Source organism: Neobacillus bataviensis (assembly GCF_019969725.1).
The window spans coordinates 536159-552684 of the sequence record NZ_JAHXYW010000003.1 but is presented as its reverse complement, the minus strand read 5'-3'; the positions used below and the strand labels follow the sequence as shown (position 1 = coordinate 552684).

The following is a 16526-nucleotide window of genomic DNA, read 5'->3' as shown; positions in this document are numbered from 1 at the left end:
GTTATTATTTCCAATATGTTAAAATATATGTTGAGATAAATGGCTGAAAAATCAACCCTCAATACATTTTTCCTAAGCCTTTCCCATTTTTGGTAATGCTATTGGAAAAAAATGTGGGATAATAAATTAATAGATAAAATATGGTGGTGATCGCTTGATAACTCTAGTAAATGAATTAAACCAAATTTGTACCAAACATATTTTTAATGAAAAAATCGTCATTGTCGATTCTCACTCAATTGGAGAGCAAATCAATGAAGCATTCGTAAAAAAAGGCCATCAGGCCATTAATCTAAAGTATAAAACGGTGAACGACCTTGCGCATAATCTAGTCGAATTGAATTCGGACGAGGAGATCAAGCTTTTGGACCATTCCATTGGGGTTCAATTAACGTACACCATGCTGCATGAACTAAAGGAAAAAGGGAAGCTTCGATACTTTGAAGGAATGGAAATTACCCCTTCTTTTAGCCATGCCATCTACAACACCATACAACTCCTTCGTCTTTCAGGTTATACAAAAGATACGATAGAGAAGGATGCCTTTATCACTCCTGTCAAAGCGGAGGATATGGACAAAATTCTTGCAGCATTTGAGGAAAAGATAAATAGTCTGGAATTTATCGACAGAGCTTCTCTTTTAAAAATGGCAAGCAAATATGTAAAAATAAATGATCATGTGGTATTTATTTTACAGTCGAATCTTCGTCTTTCGTACCTGGAAGAAATACTCTTAAGTAAAATATTGCCTGAAATGCATTATAAACTTCCGCTCGCCCCTGTATTTGGTATCAATACCCCTGAAGGGACAAGTCTTAGTTCCATTCGCTGGGCTGACCCAACCTCACTCAGCTATCTTTACCAACAGGATGGTGCAAGCGGAGAAGCGGATTTGCATCTTTTTACGGCAAAAACAGAAGAGCTGGAAATAAAACAGGTATTAGAAAAAATAAAAATGACAGAAGAACCATTAGATGAAAGTGTTATTTTTTATACAAGCGGTGATGCCTACATTACTCTGCTTTATCAACTTTCACAAAAGATGGAACTTCCAATTTCGTTTGGAGACGGCCTTCCTATTACCTTTAGTCGTCCAGGCCGGCTGACTTTAGTGTTGTTGGAGTGGATTCAATCCAATTATAGTGTACAAGTTTTTCTGGATATGTTGAACGAAGGCTTAATTGAAATTGGAAAGAATGTCCCATTTATAAATTCAGGATTTTTTGATTTGGATAAAATGGTTGTTTCCAAAGGGAAAATAGCAAAAATACTTAGGGATCTTCAAATTGGATGGTCACCTGACCACTATGATAAACGATTTGGAAATGAAATCGATCGATTGAGTGAAGAATTTCTCCTAGATGCAAAAAATACTTTACTTGAAAACTGTATAAAGGAACATTATTGGATATGGAGCAGTTTTAAAACCATTTTTAAAAACCTTCCTCCGTTTGATTCGACCATCAACTATAAAAAATGCTTAACTGGAATTAAGTTTATTCTTGAGAATAATTGTAAAACGGGGTCGGCCTTCGATGAATTATCAAAATCAGCACTACTTGAGGCGATTGAAAAAATCCTCCCGTATGCAGATGAAATGTTGTCTATTTATGAGGTTATTGAAAAGGTAAGGGATTTCCTGTTATCTATTCGGGTCAATCAATCTCGTCCTAAACCAGGCCATCTCCATGTTTCTTCCTATCAGGATGGAATTTATTGCAGTCGGTCAAATATTTTTGTAGTTGGTCTGGATAATAAGAAGTTTCTCGGAAATTCAAGTGAAGACCCAATGCTTTTAGATACAGAAAGAATAAGGCTAGGAAACAACATACGGCTGCTTCGCGAAAAAGGGCAAGAAAGTTTATATACCCTGCTTCAGGTTTTAGCTCAATCGGAAGGGCGTGTAACGGTCAGCTATTGCAATTTTGATATCAACGATAATCGGGCCATCAACCCAGCTTTTGTTGTGCTGCAATGCTATCGTTTGATGACCGGCAATAAAGAGGCCGAATTCAAAGAGCTAAAAAAACTGCCTTCCTCTATCATTTCTAATGATATTTTTGAAGATAAAGATTACTGGAATGAAAAATTAACGAAAGATGTAACTGGTCATATGACGGATGGGGTTTTGCAGCACTTTCCTAATGTCATAAATGGTCTGAATGCCGAAAGAGCTCGTCATTCAAGTGGCTATTCAGAATACGACGGACTTGTAAAAATCGATGCAGCACAATTTGACCCGCTTCAAAATCATGAAAAAACCATGAGTGCCGGAAAGCTGGAAACACTGGCTAAGTGTGCATATTCCTACTTCCTAAAAGAAGTATTAAAGGTAAAACCTGTTGAGGATGTTTCATATGACGCCAATAAATGGCTAGATGCCGCGACCCGCGGGAGCTTGCTGCACAGTATTTTTGAAACTTTTTATAAAACATTGACGAAGGACAACACAAAACCTTCAGTTGCTAAACATTTGAAATTGATTCAGGATATTGCTGCAAACTTAATTAAGCAGCAAAAAGAGTTTCTGCCTCCTCCCAATGAAAGAGTCTACCAACGTGAAGTAAAGGATATTTTAGCATGCTGTGAAATCTTTTTAAAAGAAGAGGAGCAATATGGTAAAAATTACGATCCGCTTCATTTTGAATATTCATTTGGGATTGGCGATCAGGAACCAGCAATTGTCACTCTTCCTTCAGGCGAACTTAAAATCTCCGGTATCATCGACCGCGTCGATAAATCGAAGGATGGTAAATACCATATCATTGACTATAAAACAGGAAGCACCTATGGTTATAAGAAAAATGGCGCATTCAAGGGCGGACGGCAGCTGCAGCATTTTATTTATGCCTTAGCCGTTGAACAGCATTTAAATCTTGGTGAAGGTGCCGTAGAAGAAAGCGCCTATTATTTTCCGACCGTGAAGGGTATGGCGGAGCGATTTTCCCGAAAGCAGGACATTACCCTCAGAACAAAGGGCTTAGACATTTTAGAAAAATTAATTGAAGTAATCAAACATGGTCATTTTGAAATGACCGATGACGAAAATGATTGTAAGTTCTGTGATTACAGGCTTGTTTGCCGGCGACATTTTTATCCAAAAGAAACCCTGGAATTAAAGCAGTCCAATCAAAAATTAAAGGGGGTTAGAGCTTATGACTAAAAGGATTCCCGACCAAGAAGCACGCGATAAAATTAAGTTTGAACTTGCAACGAATTTTCTTGTTGAGGCTGGGGCCGGTTCTGGAAAAACAACCAGTTTGGTAGACCGTATGGTTAACCTGATTTATACAGGTACGGCCGAAATTCAGGAAATTGTCGCGATTACTTTTACAAGAAAGGCAGCAGACGAGTTAAAGGTCCGTTTTCAAGCCAAATTAGAGGAAGTATGGAGGAAGGAAACCGACATTGATGCCGAATTCCGCTTAAGTGAAGCCTTGCAAAATTTGGAACGCTGCTTTTTAGGGACAGTCCATGCCTTTTGTGCTAAGCTCCTTCGCGAGCGTCCAATCGAAGCACAGCTTGATTTGACCTTTAAAGAGCTTGAGGAAACGGATGATTTGGATGTATTAGAAGAAGCTTGGCAGCTCTATTTAAAAACCCTGATGGATGAGTCACCGAGCCAGTTTAACCAATTAGATGAAATCGGAATATCAGTAGACCAGATGTTTCCATGGTTAAAACGTTTAAAGGAGTATTCTGAAGTAGAATGGATAACAGATATAGTTCAAAAACCTGAGTTACACTCGGAATACCAGTCTTTTATTAACCTTATTAAAGAGGCAAAAAAATGCGTCCCTGACAACGAGCCTGGTAAAGGGTACGATGCCCTGCAGAAGTCCATAGTTACGGCTTTGCAAAAAAGTCGGTTTATCGATAATCCAAAAGAGAAGGATATCATCGGCATTTTCAGCTTATTTGATAAAAACTTAAAACCAACCTACAACCGCTGGCTTTCAAAAGAAGATGCAAATTTTTATTTTGACAAAATTGGTGTAGTATTTGAAGGTACAATCAAGCCGCTTCTTCAAGCCTGGAAAGAATACTGTCATCCTAAGATTGTAAGTTTTATAAAGGAAGCCTTACAAACTTATGAGACGCTTAAAAAGCAGAGGTCTTTGTTAAACTTTCAGGATTTAATGATGCATACTTCAAAACTTCTAAAGGAAAATCCTGAAGTTCGTGGTTATTTCCAAGAAAAATATCGATTCCTGCTGGTCGATGAGTTTCAGGACACCGACCCGATTCAAGCTGAAATTATGTTCTTTTTGACAGGTGAAAATATAAACGAAAGAGTTTGGACTAACTGCATGCCAAAACCAGGCTCCCTATTTGTTGTCGGCGACCCTAAACAGGCCATTTATCGATTTCGCCGGGCAGATATCGATACTTACAATCGCGTCAAACAGCTTATGGAGGAGCATGACGGGGAAGTGCTCCAGCTGACCACCAACTTCCGAACCATAGATACGGTTACGAAAGAATTAAATACAGTTTTTGAAAACCACTTACCCGAATTTGAAACCGATTATCAAGCAGCTTACCGTCCATTAATCTCTTATCACGAAGATTTGGGGAATGGATTTTCTGGAATCAAAAGGCTTTCGGTGCCAGCAGATTTCAAGAAGAAAGAAGAAGTAATCCTAAAGGATGCCGAAAACATCGCATCTTCTATTTATCACCTAATGGCTCAGGGACATAAGGCAAAAGACTTCATGGTGCTGACCAGGTACAACGATGGAGTCGCTGTGTATGCAAAAATGATTGAAGACCTTGGTATTCCGGTCAGTATAAGCGGTGAAGTCATTATTGGTGAGACAACAGAGTTCCAAGATTTATGGATTCTCTTGAAATCATTCTTGGACCCAACCGACGAGGTCAGCCTTGTGGCCGTTTTAAGAGGGATATTTTTTGGCTTTAGCGATGAGGAATTGTATCAGTGGCGATTGAACAAAGGCCGCTTTTCCATTTATGCGAATGTACCACTTGGTTTAGTTTCAGAAACAAAAGCAAAGTTTGAATATGCCCTGGAAAAATTGCAGCTTTGTCAAAGGTTTATTCGTCAACTAGCTCCTACTGCAGCCATCGAAAAAATAATCGAAGAAATCGGATTATATCCATTACTTTTAAGAAATGGACACAGCAAACGGACGTATAAAAGTCTGCTGCAAATGATTGAAGCCTTAAGGAAACAAGAAGCAGAAGGAAATACCACCTATAAACAAGTTGTGGATGCTTTAACCGATATGATATTTGAAAAAACGGTCGTTGCCAATATGGAAGAAGAGGCGGATGCCGTACGACTAATGAATGTTCATAAGGCAAAGGGACTGGAGGCGCCAATTGTCTTTTTAGCCCATCCTATTAAAGCAGTTAGTCCGGAATCTTTTTTATCACAGCATATTAAACGGGAAGACCAACAATCAATTGGGTATTTTACTTTTTCAATAGAAAATGGATATGGCAATAAAGAGGTGGCGATTCCTCTAGAGTGGGAGCTTCATAAGGCTGAAGAACTAAAGTATTTAACAGAAGAGGAGCTACGGATTATTTACGTAGCGGCAACTCGGGCAGAGAAGGCGTTAATCATTAGTTCAAACGGAGGAAACAAAAAGAATCCTTGGAGCATCCTTTTTGAAATAGAAGACATGAAGGAGCTTGAAATTCCCGAACCAGTTAGGTTGGAAAGGAGTGATGCATCCTCTGCGATTAAACTAAGTGATTACCAATCAAAAACGGGCAGCAAAAATGCCTGGCTCGAGCAAAGCAAGCAAAAAACCTATGACCATTGGACACCGACAAAGGACAAGGACTATTCAGAAATAACGATAGAGCGGGAGTCTGGAGGCGGAAAACAGTGGGGAACACTCATTCATGATATTTTTGATAAAGTAGTCCAGGGAATGGACGTGTCACATTATATAAAAATGGCATTTAATAAATTTAACCTCCCAGTGGCAAGAGAAGAGGAAATAAAACGTTATTTGGATAATTTTAGGTCGACTCCACTTTGGAGCGATTTACAGGCGGCTGAAGAAATACTAACTGAAGTGCCGTTTACATTTAAAGTAGAAAAGAGTCAACAGCACTATTCACTTATTACACTGGATCCTGATGATACTCATCGATATTATGTTAATGGAATCATTGACCTTATCTACAAAAAGAATGGGACCTGGAGGATCATTGACTACAAAACGGACCGAGCTAAGCAGCACGAGGACTATGAAAAGCTGCAGGTTTTTTATACTAGTCAGCTTAACTTCTATAAGCATGCCTGGGAAGGGTTAACCGGAGAAAAGGTAGAAGGAGTATACCTCTATTTCCTTGAGCCCAATCGATTGGCGGCCCTCTAGTAGTTAGACAATTGCAGGAGCGAATATTATAATAAAAAAGTACAGCAAAAAGCCGGGTGGCAGCGGCACTCCTTTTTAGAAGGGGGGTGACGCTTGATGCTAACTGTTTACGAGGTAATCAGTCTGATGATTGGTTTTGGAAGTTTAATTGTGGCAGTAATAGCAGTTGTTATTTCTTCTCAACAAAAGAAATAACCCACCCCGCTCTTGGCTTAAGTTGGGTGAGTTATTCTCCTCTAGGCCGCTGCACATCTTGCAGCATGCTGTACAAAGAGCTTCCGGCCCGCCAGCCGGGGCTCTTTTTTAGTATATGAAATTCTAGTTAAATTATATCCACAAAATGGTGATAAGTAAAGGTTGTGAGATTCAGCTCATAGATTAGCTGCCACTTTCAAATGCTTCGATTCGGGTGCGGACAAAATCAGGAACAGGCTGAGAGGATTTCGTTTCTTCATTATAGCTGACGTAAATAATTTCTGCTAAGAGGATGGGGTCTTCTTCTCCCTCTCTTGTAATCATACAATTCATTGTCATACTTGTTTTGCCGACTTTACTCATTTTGCACCAAATCGTTAACCAGTCATTTAATTGGGCGGATTTTTTATATTCTAAAGTGGATTTTGCCAGGACAAAATCAAAATCTGATTGTCCCAATTCCAGTTTTAACCCTTCTTGAAAATATTCCGTTACGGCCACATCGATATAAGTCAGATAATGGGCATTAAACACAATCTTTTGTCCGTCAATTTCTGAATAACGAACCTTTAACCGATGCGAAAAACGATAACCAATAGTCATTAATATCACCTTTCTATTTGGTAAAACTACTTTAATATAAACTTTGAGTTTTCGAACTCATCTTCTGCTGTTTCCTTAACTCTCTCACAAAATTGGACAACAATGCGATCACTTGCAAAAAACATGAATAATTTGAGGAATGATTTTAATGGACGATTGGTACAGGTGTATTTAAAAAGAGTTTTATTTTCGTTGAGTGAGTTGAGTTCATACAAAGCTGTAATCTCGAACATTTTAGCAAGAGTAAATCCAACCTTTAATTTCTTTTTTTCTGGGGTGTTTAGGTAGTCTAGTGTTTCCACATCATACTCTTCAATTCGTTTCCCTTCCTTATATTTCTGTCGGTAAATACTTCCCACCGATTCTTCCGTCAATTTCACTGGCTGGTGGTCGACCACCTGTGGCATAATTTTTTGCATTTTTTCCAAGGGTCCCTCTAATAAATCCCATACATAGTCAATGGGCGCATCGATTTCAATTTCTCTTGTCCATTCCTTCAACAAACATCACCTCTTTTATTTTTTTTATTAATACTTCTATTTTTAAAATTAGAAACCCTTTTGAAAAATAAAAAATCATCAGTTAAAAATTAGTCTTTAGAACGTATGGACAACATTCCGACTTAAAAAGTCATAGATTGAAAGAAGCAGTTATATATATAAGTAAATAGATGCTGGATTTGGTGCCTTGAATGCAGTCTAGCACTGTTTTCAGGGCACTTCTTAGTTACTGGAGGTGATTTCTTGGAAGTAACAAAAGTGCCCGCTCTTGCTCTGGCAAGCCGAATTATCCCGAATGTAGATAATGGATTAAGAGATTCTCTAAAGCTTCCGGATTATATTAAGAGTCTTGCCTTCGTTACTAGTACTAGTGATGATGTGGGTTATACTGCCTTAGACGAAGCGACAAAGAAATCTGCTGTCGAGGTTGTCTATGCAAAATCCTTTTACGCAGGGGCTGCTCATGCTTCTGGTCCATTATCAGGTGAGTTTTTGGGGATTTTAGGTGCAGCAACACCATCAGAAGTAAAGAGCGGTCTTGAAATTGCGATTCAAATGATAAACGAAGGGCCAGCATTTTATGCAATGGACGAATCAGGAGAACATGCCTATTATGCCCACACGATTTCAAGAACAGGTACCTATCTATCCAAAATGGCGGGAATCAATCCAGGAGAGCCATTGGCGTATTTAATCGCGCCTCCGCTGGAAGCCATGGTCGGTTTGGACGCTGCCTTGAAAGCTGCAGATGTAAGGCTTTGTGTTTTTTATGGTCCGCCGACTGAAACGAATTTTGGAGGCGGTCTGTTAACAGGAAGCCAATCTTCCTGTACGGCCGCAACGGAAACGTTTGTTGATACAATTAAGAAAATTGCAAAAACTCCTCATCTAACATTTTAATAGGGTAGGAAAATTATCACAACATTAGTTTTTAAAAAGGTGTTGAATTCAATGACGGAGAAGAAGCAGCGCGTCATTCAAGAATATGTTCCTGGAAAACAACTTACATTAGCTCACATTATAGCCAACCCAGATGAGGCTTTGTATACAAAGCTGGGTATCGGACAGGCTGGAGCGATCGGAATTTTAACATTAACCCCTGTTGAAACAGCCATTATTGCGGCCGACATTGCGACGAAAGCTGCGGATATCGAGATAGGGTACTTAGACCGTTTTACAGGATCGTTAGTCATTTGTGGAACGGTGTCAAATGTTGAAATGGCCATACAAGCCATTAATCACTTTTTAAGCAGGCATTTAAAATTTGAACCTGCGGAGATTACTCGGTCATGAAAAAAGGAAAGGTTATGCTGATTGGTCCGATTGGTTCAGGAAAATCAACGTTAACGGCGCGATTATTGGAGGAGTCATCTCCGGTCTTGAAGACACAGTCCCTTAACTATAGGGATTGGATTATTGATACACCGGGTGAATACAGTGAAAATCCAATGTTTTATCGTTCCTTAATTACGACGTCATTGGAAGCACGTGTATTGCTGGTGGTACAGGATGCAACCAAGCATTATCAAGTACTTCCACCAAATTTTTCTGGGGGATTTCCTATAGTGGCGGTGGGTGTGATCACAAAAATTGATCATCCTGACGCCGATTTGATGCGTGCCGAGCAGATTTTAAGGCAAGTCCTGCCTTTTCAAGCGATTTTTCGGGTATCATCGGTAACTTTGGAGGGAATATCGGAGCTTCGGGCGGCGATTCTGGAGTATCTTTAGAGGTTTGTCTATTTTTTTCAGGTGTTTGTCTATTTTTTTGGGTGGTTTGTCTAATTTTTCCGCTGAATTGTCTATTTTTTTCAAGCCTTTGTTCATTTTTTATATGGTTTTATCTACTTATCTATTTTTTACCAAATATTACTGTAACAAAGAGGTGACCACGCTTGAACAATAAAGTAATAAAAAGTGTAGGAATCGATATCGGCACGAGTACGACTAAATTAATGATGAGCGACTTGACACTCGGACGGGTGTCAAGTCAGTTTGCTCTGCCGCATTTTGATATTATCGAGCGCAAGGTCACCTTTGTAAGTGAAATCATTTCAACACCACTGATAGATGAAGAGGAAATCGACCTAACACAATTAGTTGCTTGGCTAGAAAAAGAATACGTTCAAGCGGGCTTAACCATTTCGGATATACAATCTGGGGCTGTCATTATTACGGGTGAAACGGCTATTAAAAAAAATGCCGATGCCTTGATTCATTATTTATCCGAACGGGCGGGGGACTTTGTGGTTGCGATTGCGGGTGCCAGCTTAGAAGCGGTTTTAGCAGGAAGAGGTTCAGGCTCCTATGAACATTCCATGAAGACTAAAGGGATAGTGGCTAATATTGACATTGGAGGCGGTACGGCCAACGTGGTTCTTTTTCAGAAAGGAAAAGTACTAGAAACAATTACGTTTCATGTTGGAGGAAGATTAATAGAAATCAATCCGTCAGGCAAAGTCTTATCCATCTCACCTTCCATAAGACCGTGGCTTTTTTCAAAAAATCTTCAACTAGAAAAAGGCAGATTATTATCGTTAACCGACTTAACAAAAATCAGTACCGCACTGGCAGTCGATATGCTTGATTGTTTAGCTGGTAAAAAATCCATCCATTCACTAGATTCATTGGTTCACAGTTCATCTTGTGAGGCATTGCCAAGGATTGATGAAGTTATGATATCCGGAGGAGTAGGTCGGCTCACCTTAGCAGGACCTCCATCTTCTATGGAAGAGGCAGCGAAATATAATGACTTTGGCCCCATGCTGGCAAACAGCATAAATCAAAAATTAATAGATTACCATTTCCAGGTCATCAAGCCTTTGCAAACCTCAAGGGCAACTGTCATCGGTGCAGGGATGCAAACGACCAAGATCAGTGGGGCAACAATTTCAATCCAAGCGAATCGTTTGCCGTTGCGAAACATTCCCGTTATAAAAATATCTCTTTCAGTCGAGGAGATTGAACGAAACCTTTTAATGGGAAAGGAAATGTTTGGTAATAATGAACGATTACCCTTTGCCATTGGTCTATCTGGGTCCGTATATTTAACCTATGAAAAAATGAAAAATCTTTCCCTTGCCATCGGAACTCTTTACCATAAATATTTTCCTCGTAGTGAGATTCTAGTAATCGTCTGTGAAAATGATATAGCAAAGGCCTTAGGGCAGGCACTACAGCTCCAATTTGCCTTCGATGTTATTTGTATCGATCAAATCAATATTGAACATGGTGATTACATCGATATTGGCGAACCGTTAACGGAAACGATAGTGCCGGTGGTCGTCAAAACGCTGGCATTTAGAGGTGAAATCAATGAAAACAAAAATAACTTTGCTTAATAAAACGTATCAATTTAGTAATTTAAAAGAAATCCTCGCAAAAGCTAATGAAGAAAAGTCTGGTGATCAGCTTGCGGGCATCGCGGCAAAGGATGCCCAGGAACGGCTCGCCGCACGGCACCTCTTAGCTGACTTAACCCTTAACGATATTCGAAATAATCCAGTCCTTGCGCCCGAAGAGGATGAGGTATCGAGAGTAATAGAGAATTCAATCAATGAAAAAATCTATCAATCAATTGCCAACTGGACCGTTAGTGACTTGCGTGAAACCCTTCTTACCGATACCACAACCAATATAGAAATCACTCGCCTTAGGAAGGGCCTTACTAGTGAAATGGTCGCTGCCGTCACGAAAATAATGTCCAATTTAGATTTAATTCAAGCTGCATCGAAAATTGAAGTCATAACTCAGTGCAATTTTCCAATAGGATATAAAGGAACCCTTTCCGGCAGGGCGCAGCCAAACCATCCAACTGACTCCATCCAAGGCATCAAAGCATCCCTTTATGAAGCATTGAGCTATGGAATCGGCGATGCCGTCATTGGCATCAATCCCGTGAATGATACTGCAGAAAGTGTAAAGCAAATTTTACAAATGACGAAAGAGGAAATGGACCGCTTTCTAATTCCTACGCAAAACTGTGTGTTGGCCCATGTCACCACACAAATGCGAGCGATTAAAAACGGGGCACCGTCCGATCTGCTGTTTCAAAGCTTAGCAGGAACGGAGTCAGGTAACAAGGCTTTTGGAATTAGTGTTGAATTGTTAGATGAAGCGAATGATTTAATTCAAAAAGAAGGAACGTCAGCTGGGCCGAATCTCTGGTACTTTGAAACAGGACAGGGTTCGGAGTTATCATCAGATGCCCATCATGGCATTGACCAAGTAACGCTTGAAGCGAGATGTTATGGACTCGCTAAAAAGTATCACCCCTTTATCGTCAACACAGTTGTCGGATTCATTGGTCCAGAGTACCTTTATAACAGCAAGCAGGTAATTAGGGCAGGACTAGAGGATCATTTTATGGGGAAGCTGCAGGGGATACCAATGGGGGTCGATGTTTGCTATACGAATCATATGAAAGCGGATCAAAATGATATGGAAAACCTTGCGATTCTCCTTGGTTCTGCAGGGGTCAATTTCCTCATTGGTGTGCCAATGGCTGATGATTGCATGCTCAATTATCAATCCACGAGCTTTCATGATATTGCTTCGGTAAGAAGCGTTCTGGGGTTACGTCCGGCTCCTTATTTTGAGAAGTGGCTGGAGAAAATGGGAATCATGGAAAATGGCAAATTAACAGAACGTGCAGGAGATCCGACGATATTTATGTAGAAAGGAGGGTTCAAGAATGAATGAAGGTCAAATTGAATTAATTGTTCAAAAAGTAATGGAACAGCTGCAAAAGAGGTTTACACCTGACCATAATATTGCCAGGGAGAATGTAAAAGAAATTATCGAAAAAGGTTTAGTTTTTTCAGAACAGGATTGGAGGACAACGATTCCACAGCCAGTCTATCAGGAAGGAGTGGCGGAGTTGACCGCCTCGACACCCGCACGAATTGGAGTCTGGCGAACAGGCACCCGGCCCTTAACGAAAACAATGTTAAAGTTGCAGTTCGATCACGCCGCTGCCATCGATGCGGTTGGCAGTGAGGTCTTGGAAAAATACTTAGTAGAATTCGATTTATTTACAGTTGAGACGTGCTATGAAAATAAAGAGGTTTACCTGAAAAGGCCAGATAAAGGGCGGGTGCTTACGAACGCTGCCGTTAACACTATCAGCAGCCGCTGCCAAAAGCGGCCACAAGTTCAAATTGTTGTTTCCGATGGACTGAGTGCCAGTGCTGTTGAGACAAACCTTAAAGATGTTTACCCTGCCCTGATAGATTCTTTGAAAATAAACAATCTTTCATATGGAACGTCTTTTTTTGTCAAAGGAGGAAGGGTTGCCTGTATGGACCATATCGGTGATATCCTCGAGCCAGAGGTCCTCGTGCTTTTAATCGGCGAACGTCCTGGGCTTGTATCAGCAAGCTCGATGAGTGCGTATATGTGTTACCGGCCGCGAAAGGGGATTATCGAATCAGACCGCAACGTCATCTCTAATATCCATCCGCTGGGTACCACGCCAATAGAGGCAGGCGCTCACATAGGAACCGTTCTACGAAGAATGATTGACCAAAAGGTGAGCGGTGTGAAATTAGAGTTATAGTGTTGGTTGTCGGCCATGGGAAATTGGAAGGAAGGAGGGGAAAGAATGGGGGTTGTGATTGGATTTGCTTTAGTGTTGTTAACACTGGCAGCTGGTACAGCCATTGGTGTGAGGGCAAATAAAAATGTCAGAGCCTTTAATGACGAAGAACATGAAATTTTTGTTGGCAGGGATGACAAATAGAAGGGAGGGAAGGAAATGAAAAATAAAGACCAACAATTGTTGGAGGACCGAAAACAGCTCAATCGGTATGGCTATGCCCAAGAATTGCTCCGTGATATGGGAGGGTTTTCGAACTTTGCTATTTCTTTTTCTATCATTTCCATTTTAACAGGTGCAGTCTCTCTTTATGGGCATGGGTTGCTTTATGGCGGTCCTGGGATGATGGGATTTGGCTGGACAATCGTCGCTTTTTTCGTCCTTCTCATCGCGGCTTCCCTTTCAGAGCTGGCATCAGCCATTCCGACTGCAGGTGCTTTGTATCATTGGGCCGCTGCCTTGAAAGGAACCAGGATTGGCTGGTACACCGCATGGATTAACTTAATTGGTCAAATTGGCATTGTCGCCGGAATCGATTACTCTGTAGCCTTATTCGCTGATCCTCTCCTGGCTGGAATCTTCGACTATTCTTCTACCGATACTACTACTCTAATTGTCTTTGGCGCCGTTCTCCTTTTACATGGAATCCTCAATCATGTCGGAATCAAAATCGTTGCAAAACTTAATGATTTTTCTGCCTGGTACCATATGATAGTGGTAGCCATCTTGGTTGTCAGTTTGGCGTTTTTTACAAAAAATGGGTTACAGCCAATTGATTATTTGTTTAAAATCGGGCAAACTTTTTCCGATAAACCCTATTTTCTTGCCTTCTTAATTGGATTATTACAAGCACAATGGACTTTTACAGGCTACGATGCATCTGCTCATACGATTGAGGAAACGGTGCACCCTCGGGTTCGTGCGCCATGGGGGATTTTTAACTCGGTTGCCTTTTCGTTCGTGTTTGGTTTTATCATGCTTTCCTTCGTTACGCTTTCTATACATGATGCCAGCGGTGCGGTCAACTCTGATAATGCCTTTATTTATGTTATCAGCCAGGCATTAGGCGGTACGTTTGGCAATGTCGTCCTTTGGCTCGTCACCTTTGCCATGTTTTTTTGCGGCTTATCTTCCATTACGTCGTTCTCACGGATGATGTATGCCTTTTCAAGAGACAATGGAATGCCGCTTAGCCGCCATTGGGCGGAAATCAGCCGCAAATACCGTACTCCGGCAAAAGCCATTTGGCTTTCGGTTATTCTTTCCTTTGTTTTAGCATTGATTGACTACATCACAAAGCTGATTAACCCTGATGTCGGGTACTCAACGATTGCCTTTTTAACTGCGGTTAGTGTGGTGGGGTTATATGTCGCCTATGGAATCCCGATATATTTAAAGCTTAGAGCAGAGGCAAAGGGAATCTTTTTACCGAAGCATTATGGTCCTTGGAGCCTTGGAAAATGGAGCAAACCAATTAATATTATCAGCTTGATTTGGATTGTGTTTATTTGTATCATCATGGTTATTCCGCCAAATCAAATGGCGGCATACGCACTCGGAGGAATGTTTATTCTATTGCTTATCATGGATTTTGGCTATTATAAAAAGAACTTTAAAGGCCCACAGGCGGCCCTTAAAAAATCAATTGATGAGATTAGAAGATTGGAAGATGAGTTTGAACCTGAAAATGAATAATTTCAATGTAAAAAGTGCCCCTCAAAATGAAGGGCACTTTTGTTCTTTAATACAGAAGACGTCCTGTCCGAATTAATAATATAACATTTTTAGATATGAGCATTTTAATTGGATTTGGTTTACGATGTGTTACTATAAAACCAACCCAAGATAAAAATGAGGTGTCGAATATGAAAATTGAGGTATGGTCTGATTATGTATGTCCATTTTGTTATATAGGGAAACGCCGATTAGAAGAAGCGCTAGCACAGTTTCCACATAAGGAGCAGGTGGAAGTTGAATTTAAAAGCTTCGAGCTTGATCCTAATTCCCCAAAGAATATTGGCCAAAATATTCATGAGGTACTTGCCAAGAAATATGGTATGAGTATTGAGCAGGCAAAGCAGGCTAATCAAAGTGTTGGTCAGCAGGCAGCAACGGTTGGTTTGACCTTTAACTTTGATGAGATGAAGCCGACTAATACATTTGATGCCCATCGGTTAGCGAAATTTGCTAAAACAAAAGGGAAAGAAGCGGCAATTTCGGAAAAACTTCTTCAAGCTTATTTCACGGATTCAAAACATATTGGAGAGAATGAAACCCTAGTAGAAATCGCAGTAGAGGGAGGTCTAGATCGTCAAGAGGTCTTGAACGTATTAGCAGATAAAAACTCATTTGCACAAGATGTAAGATTTGACGAGTCTATAGCTCAGCAATATGGAGTTCGTGGCGTACCTTATTTTGTTCTAAACCAAAAATATGCTATTTCTGGTGCCCAGCCTATCGAAACCTTTAAGGGTGCGCTCCAAAAGGTATGGGAGGAAGAATCATCTTCACCGATGCTGCAGGATTTGTCTACGGATGCCGATGTAAGCTGCGAAGATGGCAGCTGTGCCATTCCTGAAAAATAATATAAATAAAGATGGGAAAGGGGTCTTTGGCTCCTTTCCCTTTTTTACTAGAACAGTTTCGGAATCTTATCTTCTACAGTTTCTTTTTCTGAAATAATTCTGATTATTACTTCTATCCCAGCATTTTTTTATCTCCCAATTGCGGTGGCAAGTAGTGTGGCATCTTTTTCTAGACGTACAGCGTCTTGAAGTGTGTCTCCTCGAAGTATTTCGACGAGAAGTGTTCATCCTCGAAGTGTTTCTTCTTGAAGTGTTTCTTCTTGAAGTGTTTCTTCTTGAAGTGTTTCTTCTTGAAGTATTTCTTCTTGAAGTATTTCTTCTTGAAGTGTTTCTTCTTGAAGTATTTCTTCTTGAAGTATTTCGGTTTCTAGAAGTTCTCCTGCGTGAAGTGCCGCGATTATGCCCAGGGTCTCTGAACATGAAATCCCACATACCGCCTTGTCTAGCTTCGTCTGCTGCACTTTGAATATCTCCTGATGAAAATTCGCTCATTTTTGCACCTCCTTTTAAAATAGAAAAGGGAGTACGAAAACTGATTGACAAAGTTTGTCTATAAAACTCACTCTTCTTTTTACAATTTACGTATGTTAGGGTATTTTTGTTTGGGACAAAAGCCTAACATAGGAAAAAATGCACCTTGTCGTGACCTCTAGTCATTCTAATTCATACGAATAATGGAGGGAGGAATAGTT

15 protein-coding genes are annotated in these 16526 nt (G+C 40.4%); 12 read left to right on the top strand and 3 right to left on the bottom strand.

Translation table 11 applies throughout. The features are described 5' to 3' along the window. The first annotated feature begins 154 nt into the window (after nt 1-154). The 3 genes from LC455_RS11095 (at nt 155) to LC455_RS11085 (ending at nt 6551) form a co-directional block, all read left to right on the top strand. Nucleotides 155-3163, top strand: coding sequence for a PD-(D/E)XK nuclease family protein (locus tag LC455_RS11095; RefSeq protein ID WP_223590845.1), 3009 nt, complete (start codon nt 155-157; stop codon nt 3161-3163). Continuing rightward, complete coding sequence (locus tag LC455_RS11090; protein WP_223590842.1) at nt 3156-6356, top strand: UvrD-helicase domain-containing protein; 3201 nt, start codon at nt 3156-3158, stop codon at nt 6354-6356. The genes LC455_RS11095 and LC455_RS11090 overlap by 8 nt, the downstream gene beginning before the upstream one ends. 96 nt (nt 6357-6452) lie before the next feature. Continuing rightward, complete coding sequence (locus LC455_RS11085) at nt 6453-6551, top strand: putative holin-like toxin (RefSeq protein ID WP_223590929.1); 99 nt, start codon at nt 6453-6455, stop codon at nt 6549-6551. Nucleotides 6552-6734: 183 nt separating this feature from the next. On the opposite strand, the gene LC455_RS11080 is transcribed toward LC455_RS11085, so the two are convergent. Both LC455_RS11080 and LC455_RS11075 read right to left on the bottom strand, forming a co-directional pair. After that, nucleotides 6735-7154 (bottom strand): acyl-CoA thioesterase, encoded by a 420-nt coding sequence (locus LC455_RS11080; RefSeq protein ID WP_223590840.1) that lies wholly within the window; start codon nt 7152-7154, stop codon nt 6735-6737. A 26-nt stretch (nt 7155-7180) separates the two neighbouring features. Then, on the bottom strand, nt 7181-7657 hold the full coding sequence (locus tag LC455_RS11075; protein ID WP_317851427.1) for an SRPBCC family protein: 477 nt from the start codon (nt 7655-7657) through the stop codon (nt 7181-7183). A 240-nt stretch (nt 7658-7897) separates the two neighbouring features. Here LC455_RS11075 and eutL point away from each other — a divergent pair, with 240 nt between their 5' ends. From eutL to LC455_RS11030, 9 genes are all read left to right on the top strand, one after another. Continuing rightward, nucleotides 7898-8554: an ethanolamine utilization microcompartment protein EutL gene (eutL, locus tag LC455_RS11070; RefSeq protein ID WP_223590837.1), complete on the top strand. Its 657-nt coding sequence runs from the start codon at nt 7898-7900 to the stop codon at nt 8552-8554. A gap of 51 nt (nt 8555-8605) precedes the next feature. Beyond that, on the top strand, nt 8606-8947 hold the full coding sequence (gene eutS / locus LC455_RS11065; protein WP_223590833.1) for an ethanolamine utilization microcompartment protein EutS: 342 nt from the start codon (nt 8606-8608) through the stop codon (nt 8945-8947). Next, nucleotides 8944-9384, top strand: a complete 441-nt coding sequence (locus LC455_RS11060; RefSeq protein ID WP_223590830.1) for a EutP/PduV family microcompartment system protein — start codon at nt 8944-8946, stop codon at nt 9382-9384. Before eutS ends, LC455_RS11060 begins: the two co-directional genes overlap by 4 nt. A gap of 164 nt (nt 9385-9548) precedes the next feature. Beyond that, nucleotides 9549-10994, top strand: a complete 1446-nt coding sequence (locus LC455_RS11055) for an ethanolamine ammonia-lyase reactivating factor EutA (protein ID WP_223590827.1) — start codon at nt 9549-9551, stop codon at nt 10992-10994. Continuing rightward, nucleotides 10969-12330 carry an ethanolamine ammonia-lyase subunit EutB gene (locus LC455_RS11050; RefSeq protein ID WP_223590825.1) on the top strand — a complete coding sequence of 454 codons (1362 nt, stop codon included), beginning with the start codon at nt 10969-10971 and terminating at the stop codon, nt 12328-12330. Before LC455_RS11055 ends, LC455_RS11050 begins: the two co-directional genes overlap by 26 nt. A 16-nt stretch (nt 12331-12346) precedes the next feature. Next, the gene (gene eutC / locus LC455_RS11045; protein ID WP_223590823.1) at nt 12347-13210 is read left to right on the top strand and encodes an ethanolamine ammonia-lyase subunit EutC; all 864 of its coding nucleotides are present in this window, start codon (nt 12347-12349) and stop codon (nt 13208-13210) included. 45 nt (nt 13211-13255) lie between these two features. Next, nucleotides 13256-13393, top strand: coding sequence for a hypothetical protein (locus LC455_RS11040; protein WP_223590821.1), 138 nt, complete (start codon nt 13256-13258; stop codon nt 13391-13393). Between the two features lie 15 nt (nt 13394-13408). Beyond that, nucleotides 13409-14944, top strand: a complete 1536-nt coding sequence (locus tag LC455_RS11035; protein WP_223590819.1) for an amino acid permease — start codon at nt 13409-13411, stop codon at nt 14942-14944. Between the two features lie 170 nt (nt 14945-15114). Continuing rightward, nucleotides 15115-15834 (top strand): DsbA family oxidoreductase, encoded by a 720-nt coding sequence (locus LC455_RS11030; protein WP_223590817.1) that lies wholly within the window; start codon nt 15115-15117, stop codon nt 15832-15834. A 66-nt stretch (nt 15835-15900) separates the two neighbouring features. Here LC455_RS11030 and LC455_RS32080 read toward each other — a convergent pair whose 3' ends face one another. Further along, entirely contained in the window at nt 15901-16326 is a 426-nt protein-coding gene (locus LC455_RS32080) for a CotG/ExsB N-terminal domain-containing protein (protein ID WP_440446388.1), read from the bottom strand. Nucleotides 16327-16526 lie beyond the last annotated feature (200 nt).

Coding starts and splice junctions, on each gene's coding strand:
- LC455_RS11090 (WP_223590842.1), top strand. CDS start 3,156: ATGACTAAAAGGATTCCCGACCAAGAAGCACGCGATAAAATTAAGTTT.
- LC455_RS11085 (WP_223590929.1), top strand. CDS start 6,453: ATGCTAACTGTTTACGAGGTAATCAGTCTGATGATTGGTTTTGGAAGT.
- LC455_RS11080 (WP_223590840.1), bottom strand. CDS start 7,154: ATGACTATTGGTTATCGTTTTTCGCATCGGTTAAAGGTTCGTTATTCA.
- eutS (WP_223590833.1), top strand. CDS start 8,606: ATGACGGAGAAGAAGCAGCGCGTCATTCAAGAATATGTTCCTGGAAAA.
- LC455_RS11060 (WP_223590830.1), top strand. CDS start 8,944: ATGAAAAAAGGAAAGGTTATGCTGATTGGTCCGATTGGTTCAGGAAAA.
- LC455_RS11050 (WP_223590825.1), top strand. CDS start 10,969: ATGAAAACAAAAATAACTTTGCTTAATAAAACGTATCAATTTAGTAAT.
- eutC (WP_223590823.1), top strand. CDS start 12,347: ATGAATGAAGGTCAAATTGAATTAATTGTTCAAAAAGTAATGGAACAG.
- LC455_RS11040 (WP_223590821.1), top strand. CDS start 13,256: ATGGGGGTTGTGATTGGATTTGCTTTAGTGTTGTTAACACTGGCAGCT.
- LC455_RS11035 (WP_223590819.1), top strand. CDS start 13,409: ATGAAAAATAAAGACCAACAATTGTTGGAGGACCGAAAACAGCTCAAT.
- LC455_RS11030 (WP_223590817.1), top strand. CDS start 15,115: ATGAAAATTGAGGTATGGTCTGATTATGTATGTCCATTTTGTTATATA.
- LC455_RS32080 (WP_440446388.1), bottom strand. CDS start 16,326: ATGAGCGAATTTTCATCAGGAGATATTCAAAGTGCAGCAGACGAAGCT.